Here is a 12,429-nt window from a genome sequence, read left to right as displayed (position 1 = left end):
CCCCTCCTAAGTTTGTTGAAGCGTACAATCAGTAGGATCACCTTCGACAATTGTTTGAACGACAGGTTGACGCAGGCGATGATCACTCGTCCATTCAAGGTAGGTAACTTTTACAATGATCTTAGGAGAAACCCAAGTGACACCTGATTGTTGAGGGCCATCAATAACTTGTGGCGTCGCTTCTTGTAGTGATTCGATTGTTGAAGAAAAGTCTGCGATCTCATCGCTCTTCAGCTTCCCCGTCCCAGCACTTCCGATATAGCGTAATTTCTTATCAGAGTCGTACAAACACAACAACAACGTATTGACTGATTTCCCTCGAAACGTGACACCGCACACAAGAGCATAAATGTCTTTGTAATTCTTGATCTTCATCCAATTTGCACTTTTTCCATTGATTACATAAGGGCTGTTAACATCTTTACATACGATGCCTTCCATTCCTTTTTCTTTGATCACCTCGTAGAGCTTGTTACCATCCTCGTGATTTTGAACGATTCTTATCGAATTGTTTTCTTCGAGACCATTCTTTAAAAGAGCGAGCCGTTCAAACAATGGACGTTCGTTAACCCATTCACCATCCCAATAGACAACATCAAAAATCATATAGAAGATCGGGTTCGATACAACACCTCTTGCGATTTGGTGGTCTTTTTTTAGTCGGTCTCTGCGCATGACATCATGAAAAGAAGGTTCACCTTTTTCGTTTAGAGCTACGATTTCACCATCAAAAATAAATGACTTCGCCTTTACTAAATCCGGCAGATCGTGTAGCTCGGGGTACGTATTAGTACGTTCGTTAAGAGAGCGGTTAAAAAGCGTTAACTCTTGTTCGAAATAGGCTAAAACCCGCACGCCATCCCACTTCACCTGAGCAAGATAAGAAGGTGGAATCGTGGTAGAAGATACTGGTTCAAATGGTTTGATCGGTTTCATTTTAAGTCCTCATTTCACGTGCCTATGCGAGCATGCTAGTTCGCTTCTTTTTCTTTCTTTTTCTTCACAGATACTTTTTTCTTCTTTTGCTCTGACTTTGCCTTTGAGCCAGTATCCGCCGGCTCTAAACTAGCCTGAAGGGCATCCATCAGATCAACAACATTCTTCTTTGGTTTTTCTTTCACGACTTTAATATCATCACCAGATATCTTACTCTGAATCAGAGCCATGATAGCTTCTCGTCGCTCGTCTTTGTATTGAGAAGGATCGAATTCAGTTGTTAGCTGTTCGATTAACTGCTGCGCCATCGTTAATTCTTTCTTACTTAAATCCATTTCTTCTGGTAAATCAGGTACATGATCTAATTCACGCACTTCATCAGGAAAATACATCGTTTCCATCATCAATCCATTTTTGTATACACGAACGGCAGCGAGGTGTTCCTTTGAACGTATCGTAATTTTTGCAATACCGATTCTTCCCGACGCTTCCATTGCTTTTTTCAGTAGAGTATAGGGCTTGCTGCCATTTTCGTTCGGTCCTATAAAATAGGAGCGGTTGAAATACACAGGGTCGATGTCATCTAGTTCAACAAAGTCCACAATTTCGACAGACTTGTTTTTTTCTTGAGCGAGCGCTTCGATCTCGTCTCTTTCGATGATCACGAACTTACCGTCTTCATACTCGTAGCCTCTCACGATTTCATCTGATTCAAGTGCTTCTTCACAGTGAGGACATGTTTTCTCATATTTGATCGGCGTATGACACTTCTCGTGAAGGTAGCGCATTTTGATATCTTTATTTTCTGTAGCGGAATATAGCTTTATCGGAATATTAACCAAACCGAAGCTTATCGAGCCTTTCCACATCGTATGCATGATATTCAATCCTTTCAGCTTCTCTATACTGTTAGAATGTCTCATGAACGATAAAGCATGCAGAGAAAAGGAGGTGATCGGGCATCATTTGGAGAGAAAGAGGAGTGGGATTTGCCCGTAAGAGAGCTTTATTGTCTAAAAGACAAATTTATTAGCCAAAAATCCTTTTTATTGTCCAGAATCTCGTTTTATTGTCCGAATATCCTTTTTATTAGCGAAAGAAAAAACCTCCCAAAAAAGGGAGGATTGGTTTGGAACTATGAAGTCATATACTGTCCGCCGTTAATGTGGATGGTTTGCCCCGTCATATAGGAAGAGTCGTCGGAACCAAGAAGCACATAAGCAGCAGCGAGTTCTTCTGGCTGTCCAGGGCGTCCCATCGGTGTATTCGTTCCAAAGTTCTTCACCTTATCTGCTGAAAAAGTGGATGGAATCAATGGTGTCCAAATTGGCCCGGGAGCAACGCTATTCACACGGATACCTTTTCCTACGAGCGATTTTGCCATGCTCCTTGTAAAGGACGTGATCGCACCTTTCGTACTCGCATAGTCTATCAGCTGTTCGTTTCCTTCGTAAGCTGTTATGGAAGACGTGTTGATGATTGCACTACCCTTTTTCAAATGAGGGAGAGCGGCTTTTGTTAGATGGAACATGGAAAACACGTTCGTTCGGTACGTTTTCTCAAGCTGTTCTGCAGTAATATCCTCTAACCCTTTCTGAGGATGCTGTTCGGCTGCGTTGTTTATCAGGATATCAAGGGTGCCATAAGCTTCGATCACTTGGTTGACCACGCTTTGACAAAATGCTTCATCACCGATATCACCCGAGAGCAGGAGGCATTCAGCGCCATGCTCCTCGATGAGTTTTTTCGTGTTTTGAGCATCTTCTTCTTCATCTAAGTAAACGATTGCGAGTTTAGCTCCTTCTTTCGCATAGGCGAGAGCGGCAGCTTCACCGATCCCACTGTCACCACCCGTAATGAGAGCAACTTTATTCGTAAGCTTGCCAGACCCTTTGTAATCCCAGTTTTCAATCAATGGCTTTGGATTCATTTCTTCTTGTGAGCCTGGTTGATGGTTTTGATGTTGAGCTGGTTGACCATCCGTTTGTTTAAAATCTGGTCGCATAATCAGATCATCTCCTCAAGAATAATTTTACCTATGGTAGTGATTACCATTCCTGTTAGTTTTCAAACATTGCTTCTATCATGTAGGAATCAGTATTTCATGATAAACTAGAACAAGCATAAGTAGTCAGTGAGGGAACGCCATGGAAAATGATAAACAGTTTGAACAACAACTCGCAGGATTTTTAAAAGATAGCCAGCCAAAAATTGTTCAAAAGTGGCTAAACATCGCAAAGCTCTCGAAAGAAGATCCTTACTATGAAGAAATCATAAACAACGGGAAACGAACGGTAGAATTGATTTCTCATTTTATTTTGACAGAAGATGAAAGTTGGATCGTCACGCTAACCAAGAAAATCGCAACGGAGCGTATTCAAGCGAATGTGAATATAGGTGAATTCGTAGCGAATATTAATTCAGGTCGTTCAGTGGTGATTTCTGTATTGAATGAATCGGAATTCAATCGCGATGATCTATCGAGAGCATTAGATAAGGTCAATGATTATTTTAATTCTTACCTTTACCATTCAGTGACCGAATATACGAAGCAAAAAGATAGTATCATTCAAGATAAGAATTTGTTTATTAAAGAGATGCACAGCGATCGACTTACGATTCTTGGACAGTTAGGGGCTAGCTTCGCTCATGAATTTCGTAACCCTCTCACATCGATAAAAGGGTTTCTCAAACTTTTAGAAGGACAGCAGCATGAGACGCTGAGGAACCACTATTTTGAAATTATCAATGAAGAAATGAACAATCTTGAAGAAAAAGTTCGTCAATTTTTATTCCTTTCAAAGATGCGTGGAATTGACGATACGCCGTCGAAGGTGAACATGACTAGTTTGCTCGAGTACTCTGTCGAAGTGTTATACCCGAGGTTCCTTGAATCTAATATTGAAGTGATCACAACGGTTTCTAAAGAATTGTTCGTTTGCGGCGTTGAGGAACAGCTTAAACAAGTTGTTCTAAATATCATGATAAACTCGATAGAAGAATTGAGTGAGAACGATCAAGAGTCACGAAAGATAGTGGTCGAGGGGTTTAAGGAGGGTGAGTGGGTTATCACTCAAATTACGAACAACGGCGAGCCGATCCCTTCTCATCTCGTTGAAAGTATATTTGAGCCTTTTATTAGTACGAAGGAGCTCGGAACAGGCCTTGGGCTCTCGGTTTGTAAACAAATTATTGAAAAACACAATGGAACCATCTCTGTACGTTCCAATGAAGATGAAACAACATTCGTAATTAAACTACCAGAAAATTGTTGACAGAGGAAGAAATGAATAGTAGCTTTAAGATTATAATATGAAATGCTTATAGTCCACTAGGGGAGTCATTCACATGACTGAGACAGGAATACCTGGACCCTTTGAACCTGATCTGGTTAGCGCCAGCGGAGGAAAGTGGAGACGGATGCATAACGCAACCGCTCCATTTTTGGAGCGGTTTTTGTTTTGCTTCAAAAATGTTGATGTTCGTGCATGTGAGCTCCTTTCCTCTTCATCAGGCGGATGATAAGCGGAAAGGAGTTTTTTATGTTGTTTACTGATCAAATTAGAAGAGAAGCAGAACCAATTTTTGAGGCCATTTACCAACATCCGTTCGTGAGAGGCATCGCTGAAGGCAAGTTGGGAAAAGAGCAGCTTATTCATTATGTGAAGCAGGATTTCGAGTACTTGAATACGTTTGCTCGTATTTATGGGATTGCACTATCGAAATGTGAAAAGAGAGAGGAGATGGAATTCTTCAATGAACAAATCTCATTTGTCTTAAACAGTGAAGTCCACCCTCATACGAACTTCTGTAACGTGGCAGGCGTGACGTACGATGAATTGCAAGGATTTCCGCTCGCCCCAACTGCCCATCATTATACGAGACACATGCTCGATGCAGCTCATTCTGGATCATTAGGTGATATTGCTGCTGCTCTACTTCCTTGTCCATGGACGTATCAAGAGATTGGACAGCGACTGATTGAAGACCTTTCTCCAAGGAAAGATCATCCATTTTACGATTGGATCACATTTTACGGTGAAAAAGAGATGGTGTCCGTAACAGATCAGCTGAGGGAAATTGTGGACGAAAGAGCTAAATCAGCTACGGAGGCTGAGCTTAAGAGGATGAGAGACCTTTATATTCAAAGCTGTCAACTTGAGTATGGTTTTTGGGAGATGGCATATACGATTGAACAGTGGCCTGTTCCAATCCTGGAGGAGGAGCGGATATGAAAAGGTTGAAACTTTCAGATATTCTGATCACCATCGTCATCGCACTTGTTTTTGGTATCATTTATAAACTCTGGGGCCCCGTTTATAACCTTGTGAAACCATTTGGCCTTCATGTTGGGGACATTGTATATGGCATGTGGTTTATAGCAGGAACAGTCGCAATGTTGATCTTACGAAAGCCAGGTGTAGCACTGCTTGCCGAAACAGCAGCGGCTTCAGGTGAATTTCTAGTCGGCTCAGAGTATGGTCTCTCTGTTCTTCTATATGGAATCGTTCAAGGTCTTGGAACTGAACTTGTCTTTGCGCTGTTTAGATATAAGCGCTACACGGCATTTGTAGCTGCTCTTAGTGGAATTGCAGCAGCTGCAGGTTCCTTGATCATGGATGTAGCTTACGGTTACATTTTAGATCTCGCACTGTGGAACTTGCTATTATTGATCTCAGCTCGAGTTCTTGGTGGTATACTGATCGCCGGAATCTTTGCTTACTTCCTTGTGGAAGCTCTTGAAAAAACAGGGGTGACAAGCCTTGTAAGACCTGCTAGTCATGAGGACTTCAAAGCATTGGATAAGTAAGGAGGCAGCTTATGAGAGTAGGAGTGACGAATCTTAGAGTGAAATATGCAGGAGCATCTGAGCTCCTTTTTAATGACCTTACACTTCATATCGAAAAAGGGGAAAAGGTGCTTTTACTAGGTCCTAGTGGCTGTGGAAAATCAACGTTGCTTCAAGTATTATCGGGACTCATCCCAGCGGCAGTACCAGTCCCAATGAAAGTGGAGGAGAAGATGATTCCTGAATCGACAGGGTATGTGTTTCAAGATCCTGACGCACAATTTTGTATGCCTTACGTTGATGAGGAAATGGCTTTTGTTTTAGAGAACCGTGCTATCCCTAGAAGCGAGATGAAGGGATTGATCAATACGTACCTCGATAAGGTTGGGTTACATTTTGATGATCCTCATGTTGAAATCGCTACGCTCTCTCAAGGAATGAAGCAAAGGCTTGCTATTGCATCCGTTTTATCTTTAGAACCAGATGTCCTTTATTTGGATGAGCCTACCGCTCTTCTAGATCCTGAAGGGACGAAGGACGTATGGGAGACGATAAAAAAGATCGAACAGCATCAAACGATGGTAATCGTAGAACATAAGGTTGATCATGTCATCGATTTTGTAGATCGCGTTGTTCTTTTCGACGATAGCGGAACGATACTTGCAGATAGTGACCCTGAAACGATTCTTTCTTTTTATAAACATAAGATGAAGGAATTCGGAATTTGGTACCCTGGTATTTGGAAAGAACACGAGCATGGCTTGAAAAGGGAGACGAAAAACGCCCTCTCTGTTATGACCATTAAGGATTTAAAAGGCTTCAAAGGGAAGAAGTGTCTTGTTGAACTTCCTGAAGCCGTGATCCATGAAGGTGAGTGGATCGTCGTCACTGGCGAGAATGGAGCCGGGAAAAGTTCCCTTCTCCTAAGTATCATGCAAGTGTTGAAAACAACAGGAGATGTACATGTTGACGGTAAAGCGTTGCAATCTATAAAAGAAGCTAGAGAAAAACTAGCGTTTGTATTTCAAAATCCAGAATTTCAATTTGTTACGAATTCGGTATACGATGAGTTAGCATACTCGATGTCTGAGGACGTACAGAATCGAGTCACGACCTGGCTTCAGAACTATGAGTTGTTAAACCATCAACATCAGCATCCTTATCAGCTCTCGACGGGACAAAAGCGCAAGCTGAGTGTTGGAACGGCATTGTTTGGAAATCAACGGGTCCTATTGTTAGACGAGCCAACCTTTGGACAGGATGCAAAGAATACCTTCAAACTACTGGAGTATTTCGAGGATTTACGGTCAAAAGGGATCACCATCATGATGGTTACTCATGACCAAAACATCGTAGAAACGTACGCGACGAGAGAGTGGATCATCTCGAAAGGGAGAAGGGTATCTGATCGTAACGTGAATCGAGGAGAGGAGGCTGTCGTTCATGCAGTTGACTCTTGATTACAATGAAACGTGGTTACATCGCATGAATCCTGCGTTTAAGCTCGTCTTTTTCCTTTTCTTGTTTTTAGGGCTGTTGTTTATTCATAATCCGAACATCATCACGTATGTAACGCTGCTCCCGCTCATTCTTGTGGCGTTCTTTACAGGACATAAAAGAAAGCTATTGTTGATTTTGATGATTCCGTTTCTTCTTTTGTTTGTATCTAGCTCATCAAGCATGATCTTTTTTGGACAGGGTACGACGACGTGGTGGAAGTGGGGACTCATTCATATTACGGAAGAGAGCTTTTACAGAGGTCTTCATATTGGATTCCGAGCACTTAACTTTGCATTGCTCGGTTTGATCTTTGCTCTTACGACAAGACCTGTCCTGCTATTTTACTCATTGACTCAGCAGCTGAAAGTCCCGCCTCGGTTTGCATATAGCTTTATGGCGGCAGTTCGAATCCTACCGATGATGGTGGAAGAGTTTCAACAGCTTAAGAATGCGCTGTTAGTTCGTGGAGTAAAGAAAGAGAAAGGGTGGAAAAGGATTACGCAATCCATCACGTTGTATGCTGTACCGCTTTTATCCCAAAGTATTCGGAGAGCACATCGAATAGCAGTGGCGATGGAATCGAAGCAGTTCCACAATGGAAAACGAACGTATTATTATGAGACCAGCTTATCAAAATTCGATGGACTGTTTGTTCTGTACATCGTCCTAGGAGTAGTGACCATGGTCTGGTTAGGGTTAGAAGTCCCCACATATGAAATTACAGATGTGAGAAATTCAGAATGAAAAACAAAACTGCCGAGCAATGGCAGTTTTGTTTTTTTGATCAAAAAAAGCAGGCTGATCGTTCAGCCTGCTTGATTTTTATAGATGATCACTGCTCTTTGAATACTGATGTTTCCCTTTTTCACGGTTTATTTCTTTTTGATCATTTTTCAGCATTCGCTTCGCATTATGATCCACTGGCTTTTTATTATTGTCTGTCGTATTAGGCACGATATTCCCTCCCTGGACCCATAGTTTAAATCACTACTTTTAGGGTACACAGTTGAAGGAGATACTATGTAGCATACAATTTACTTATTTAGGAAAAATAAGGCAAGTGTACCTGGGCCTGAGTGAGAACCGATCGTGGCACCAACTTCAGTGATGATGAAGTCTTGTCCGCCGTACTTTTCTTGAATCGCTTCTTTTAGTTTTTCAGCACTTTCAAGGTCATCACCATGTGAGATACCGATCACCTGAGATTGAAGGTTCACACCGCGTTCTTCCATGATTTCAACCATCCGCTTGTACACCTTGCTCTTTCCACGGACTTTTTCGATCGGAACGAGTTTTCCATCTTCCACATGGAGGATCGGCTTTATTTTTAACATGCCGCCAAAGAAAGCAGATGCTTTACTCACTCTGCCACCTCTTTGTAGGAAGTCGAGATCATCTACAGTAAAGATGTGTTCCATATGATCGATGTATGATTCGTTAAGGCTTTCGAGTATCTCTTCAACGTTCTTTCCTTGTGCTGAAAGTTCTGAAGCGTGGATCGCCATCAGCCCATATCCAAGAGATGCGCCTCTTGAGTCAACGACTTCCATTTTGACATCAGGGTATTCTTCTTGAACTTCATTTTTGATTACGGCTGCTGATTGGTACGTTCCAGATATACCTGATGAGAGGCCGATATAGATGAACGGTTGACCTTCATTCGCGAACTTTGTAAATGTTTCTTTGATGCGAGCCGGAGGGATTTGAGAGGTCTTCGCTAATTTTCCATCTCGTAACGCAGTGTATAGCTCTTTCGATTTGATTTCTTCGCGGTCGAAATACTCTTTCTCTTCTAAAATAACAATGAGAGGCATGATTTCGAGGTTGTGCTTTTGCACTAACTCCTCTGGAAGATCAGAGGCACTATCTGTAATGATTTGTACACTCATTAAGAACCGTCCTTTCATAATTATGATACAGGCTAGTTTCTTAAAGTTTATCCCTAGAATCGTTTAAAATCAATGATTATATCGTAAAGTAAGTGCTTGATCGGCTTTACTTGAATAACACTTAAATTTGATGTTGTCGAACTGTGCCGAAAGCCTTACAATAAATCTTGCTAATGAAATAAAATCAATCGTCCTTTTTCATCAAGAAGAGGCAGTTACAGAAAAGGGTGTTAACATGGAAGAAGTAAAGAAAATAATTATTATCTTATTAGGAGCAATTCTAGGAGCAGTATCACTAAATTTATTTCTTATCCCAGCAAACGTATATGCTAGTGGTTTTACCGGTCTTGCCCAGTTGATTTCGAGCGTGTTGAACGATTATACGCCGATCCATATCTCAACGGGTATCTTGCTATTCTTATTAAATATTCCTGTTGGCATTCTAGGTTGGAAGAAGGTAGGAAAAGCGTTTACGCTATACAGTTTGATCAGTGTTGGCCTTACAACATTGTTTCTTGAAATTATTCCTGTTCAAGCTCTATCAGAAGACATTCTTCTTAACGCAGTATTCGGAGGAGCGCTAGCCGCGATCGGAATCGGCTTTACGTTAAAGTGGGGTGCTTCGACCGGGGGAATGGATATCGTCGCTATGATTCTTTCTAGAATGAACGACCGTCCAATCGGTACTTACTTTTTTAGTTTGAATGCTTTGATCATTTTAACAGCAGGTATGCTGTATGGTTGGGAGAAAGCACTCTATACGCTCGTTACCTTGTATGTTTCTTCTCGTGTGATCGATGTCATCCATACTCGTCATGAAAAACTAACGGCGATGATCGTCACTTCTAAAGGGAATGAGTTGCAAAAAGCAATCCATGACAGGCTTGTACGAGGAATCACAAAGCTTCCTGCAAAAGGCGCTTATCGAGGCGAAGATAAAGAAATGCTTATGATGGTCGTTACACGTTATGAACTTTATGATCTCGAACATATCATTAATGATATCGACCCTCATGCGTTTACGAACATTGTCAATACTGCAGGTATTTTTGGTTTTTTCCGAAAAGACGACTAAATAAAATTCCCCGGGATGTCCCGGGGAATTTCTTTATGCGTTATTCGTAATGATTTCTTTTACTTCTGGAAGCAAGCTGTCCCATTCTGCCTCAGGCATTTTGTTGATCGTGATGAAATCTTGATAGCCAAATACATTGTCGACACCATCTAATTTCAGTAGTTCAGCAGCTACTGGATGATCAGGAGTATCATTCTTCTTAAAAGAATGACTGGATGAGCCTTCAAAAAGGTTCTTGTCAGCTGTGATTTTAATCGCATTTGGGTTTGGTGTATGATCTACTCGTAATTGCATAATAAGCCTCCTTTTCTTAACTTCTACTAGTGTACCAAAATTCTCTCTTAGCATAAATCAATTATGACGAGAAAGTGAAACCATATCGCTTAGAAATAATATCGTGAAACCCAAGTGAATTATAAAGATGTTTCGTAACAGCATTATTTATTCCGGTTTCAAGTTCAATGCCCGTGATTCCTTCGCGTTCAGCCCAGTAGATCACATGTAATAAAAGCCTTCGACCGATACCCTGATTTCTTGCTTCTGGATCCACGAATAATTCATTCAACCATAAGTAAGGACCGCCATTTGCGACACTCACTCCCATATTAAAAAACGCAACGCCAAGTATCTCGTTATCATCTTCTGCAACGACGATTCTAGAAGCCGTATCTTCGCTTATCGCAAGTTTTGCTCCTTTGATTAATTTCTCATAACTTCCTTCGCGATCGGCATGCGTGATCTGCTTCATGAGTAGTTTCGCTACTTTTTCGATCACATCATCCTCGACTTGGCTAGACAACTGGTAAACGTTCATTCCCGCTCCACCTCCGTGTAATTGTTTCGACTCTTTCATGGAAGAACCCTTGTTAAAGTAAATTAATATTATTTCTAATAATTTCTAAATAATTGAAACATTATGGCATTCTCATTCGTCTATATAGAGGAAAGGAGAATGACGAATGAATCTTCTTTTTTCTTGGAGTTCTGGAAAAGATAGCGCATTAGCTCTTTATGACATCATGACAAATGAAAAGATCCATCTTGATGGCCTGTGGACCACGATCACTGCTCCAAAAGAAATGATCTCGTTTCATGGGGTACCTGTGAATTTACTAAAGAAACAGGCCGAAGCGCTACAACTTCCACTAACGATTACAAATCTACCAGATAATTGTTCAAACAACCAGTATGAAATGATCATGAAGCAATCCTTCGAGCGGTTTATCCATAGGGGAATCGAAGGGATTGCATACGCTGATCTATATGTAGAAGAGATCCGAAACTATCGGGAACAGCTTTTAAAGAAAAGTGGCCTAATGGGGGTGTTCCCTTTATGGCGAAATTCAACCATAGATACGGCAGAACGTTTTATAGAGAGCGGATTTAAAGCGGTTATCACTACAGTAGATCATACGAAGATAGATCCCATTTGGATAGGGAGACCTTTCGATCACACCTTTCTTTCTAGTTTGTGTGATGAAGTTGATCCTTGCGGTGAAAATGGGGAATTTCATACGTTTGTATATGATGGACCGATCTTTGCAAATGCGGTATCGTTTTCGATTGAAGGCATGATCGACAACGATCCATACATAACTGCACGACTTCAAGGGGAGTAAGATTAAAAATCAATAAAGAAAGGGGCGGTATCATTGCCAGTACTCGTCTGTTTTGGGGACTGTTTAACAGCAAGGGAAGTTGATGAAAAAGGAAATGAACGGCTTACATCTCTCATAAGAAACGAATTAGAGGAATGGATCGTGATCAATGCTGGTTCTTCTTCAACGACTCGAGAAGGAGTTTCACGATTTCAAACAGATGTATTAAGCTATCAGCCTGATTTTGTCACGATCTTCTTTGGAACACAGGAAGCTTGCATAAATAAGGAAAGTAATCTCCTTGAATATGAGAAAAACATCGGGTATATGCTGAACAATTTGCCGAGAGAGCGCGTCATTCTGATATCGCCTTCACCGATTCAAGAAGAGGAGAACGCTTCTGTGACCAATCATAAGATCGAAGGATACGCAGATAAGATTAAGTCCCTTTCACAAAAGTTTAATACGAAACACATCGATCTATGGTCGATCATGAAAGAACACAAAGCGCAGGAATCCCTGTATGAGAAAGACGGTGTTCAGTTAAACAGAAAAGGATATAAGCTGTTAACGAGTGAACTGTATAAAGCACTAGGCGTTCGATCTTCTTTTAGGAGAGCGCTGAAATTATTTTAACGAAGA

General features: G+C 41.2%; 15 protein-coding genes and 1 riboswitch. Of the genes, 8 read left to right on the top strand and 7 right to left on the bottom strand.

Annotated elements, in window-relative coordinates; genetic code table 11:
* Nucleotides 1–6 precede the first annotated feature (6 nt).
* The 3 genes from ACXAEY_RS13055 to ACXAEY_RS13045 all read right to left on the bottom strand — a co-directional run bounded on the left by ACXAEY_RS13055 (nt 7) and on the right by ACXAEY_RS13045 (nt 2,941).
* Complete coding sequence (locus ACXAEY_RS13055; protein WP_474812422.1) at nt 7–936, bottom strand: ATP-dependent DNA ligase; 930 nt, start codon at nt 934–936, stop codon at nt 7–9.
* Nucleotides 937–971: 35 nt separating this feature from the next.
* Nucleotides 972–1,814 carry a non-homologous end joining protein Ku gene (gene ku, locus ACXAEY_RS13050; protein ID WP_474812420.1) on the bottom strand — a complete coding sequence of 281 codons (843 nt, stop codon included), beginning with the start codon at nt 1,812–1,814 and terminating at the stop codon, nt 972–974.
* 257 nt (nt 1,815–2,071) lie between these two features.
* Nucleotides 2,072–2,941 (bottom strand): SDR family oxidoreductase, encoded by an 870-nt coding sequence (locus ACXAEY_RS13045; RefSeq protein ID WP_474812419.1) that lies wholly within the window; start codon nt 2,939–2,941, stop codon nt 2,072–2,074.
* A gap of 142 nt (nt 2,942–3,083) precedes the next feature.
* On the opposite strand from ACXAEY_RS13045, the gene ACXAEY_RS13040 reads away from it, so the two are divergent.
* The 5 genes from ACXAEY_RS13040 (at nt 3,084) to ACXAEY_RS13020 (ending at nt 7,969) form a co-directional block, all read left to right on the top strand.
* Nucleotides 3,084–4,211 carry a histidine kinase N-terminal domain-containing protein gene (locus tag ACXAEY_RS13040; protein ID WP_474812417.1) on the top strand — a complete coding sequence of 376 codons (1,128 nt, stop codon included), beginning with the start codon at nt 3,084–3,086 and terminating at the stop codon, nt 4,209–4,211.
* Nucleotides 4,212–4,259: 48 nt separating this feature from the next.
* A riboswitch (TPP riboswitch) is annotated at nt 4,260–4,362 on the top strand.
* Between the two features lie 116 nt (nt 4,363–4,478).
* On the top strand, nt 4,479–5,171 hold the full coding sequence (gene tenA, locus ACXAEY_RS13035) for a thiaminase II (RefSeq protein WP_270181597.1): 693 nt from the start codon (nt 4,479–4,481) through the stop codon (nt 5,169–5,171).
* Entirely contained in the window at nt 5,168–5,746 is a 579-nt protein-coding gene (locus ACXAEY_RS13030; protein WP_270181598.1) for an ECF transporter S component, read from the top strand. Before tenA ends, ACXAEY_RS13030 begins: the two co-directional genes overlap by 4 nt.
* 11 nt (nt 5,747–5,757) lie before the next feature.
* Nucleotides 5,758–7,185 (top strand): ABC transporter ATP-binding protein, encoded by a 1,428-nt coding sequence (locus tag ACXAEY_RS13025; RefSeq protein WP_474812414.1) that lies wholly within the window; start codon nt 5,758–5,760, stop codon nt 7,183–7,185.
* Entirely contained in the window at nt 7,169–7,969 is an 801-nt protein-coding gene (locus tag ACXAEY_RS13020; protein ID WP_474812412.1) for an energy-coupling factor transporter transmembrane component T family protein, read from the top strand. Before ACXAEY_RS13025 ends, ACXAEY_RS13020 begins: the two co-directional genes overlap by 17 nt.
* Before the next feature lie 78 nt (nt 7,970–8,047).
* Here ACXAEY_RS13020 and ACXAEY_RS13015 read toward each other — a convergent pair whose 3' ends face one another.
* Together ACXAEY_RS13015 and ACXAEY_RS13010 are read right to left on the bottom strand one after the other, a co-directional pair.
* The gene (locus ACXAEY_RS13015; protein WP_270181601.1) at nt 8,048–8,179 is read right to left on the bottom strand and encodes a DUF3941 domain-containing protein; all 132 of its coding nucleotides are present in this window, start codon (nt 8,177–8,179) and stop codon (nt 8,048–8,050) included.
* 80 nt (nt 8,180–8,259) lie between these two features.
* Nucleotides 8,260–9,114 carry a DegV family protein gene (locus ACXAEY_RS13010; protein ID WP_474812410.1) on the bottom strand — a complete coding sequence of 285 codons (855 nt, stop codon included), beginning with the start codon at nt 9,112–9,114 and terminating at the stop codon, nt 8,260–8,262.
* Nucleotides 9,115–9,349: 235 nt separating this feature from the next.
* Between ACXAEY_RS13010 and ACXAEY_RS13005 the strand changes: the two genes are divergently transcribed.
* A complete protein-coding gene (locus ACXAEY_RS13005) occupies nt 9,350–10,189 on the top strand; it encodes a YitT family protein (RefSeq protein ID WP_474812408.1) in 840 nt (279 codons plus the stop codon).
* Nucleotides 10,190–10,222: 33 nt separating this feature from the next.
* Here the strand turns inward: ACXAEY_RS13005 and ACXAEY_RS13000 are convergent, their stop codons facing one another.
* Nucleotides 10,223–10,483: a NifU N-terminal domain-containing protein gene (locus tag ACXAEY_RS13000; RefSeq protein ID WP_270181604.1), complete on the bottom strand. Its 261-nt coding sequence runs from the start codon at nt 10,481–10,483 to the stop codon at nt 10,223–10,225.
* A gap of 61 nt (nt 10,484–10,544) precedes the next feature.
* Complete coding sequence (locus ACXAEY_RS12995; RefSeq protein ID WP_270181605.1) at nt 10,545–11,003, bottom strand: GNAT family N-acetyltransferase; 459 nt, start codon at nt 11,001–11,003, stop codon at nt 10,545–10,547.
* Nucleotides 11,004–11,148: 145 nt separating this feature from the next.
* Between ACXAEY_RS12995 and ACXAEY_RS12990 the strand changes: the two genes are divergently transcribed.
* A complete protein-coding gene (locus ACXAEY_RS12990; protein ID WP_474812406.1) occupies nt 11,149–11,808 on the top strand; it encodes a Dph6-related ATP pyrophosphatase in 660 nt (219 codons plus the stop codon).
* 33 nt (nt 11,809–11,841) lie between these two features.
* On the top strand, nt 11,842–12,423 hold the full coding sequence (locus ACXAEY_RS12985) for a GDSL-type esterase/lipase family protein (RefSeq protein ID WP_474812404.1): 582 nt from the start codon (nt 11,842–11,844) through the stop codon (nt 12,421–12,423).
* Nucleotides 12,424–12,429 lie beyond the last annotated feature (6 nt).

This window comes from Anaerobacillus sp. ABA4_114 (assembly GCF_056159065.1).
The sequence above is the reverse complement of the archived record's forward strand: the minus strand, read 5'-3'. Positions and strand labels throughout refer to the sequence as shown.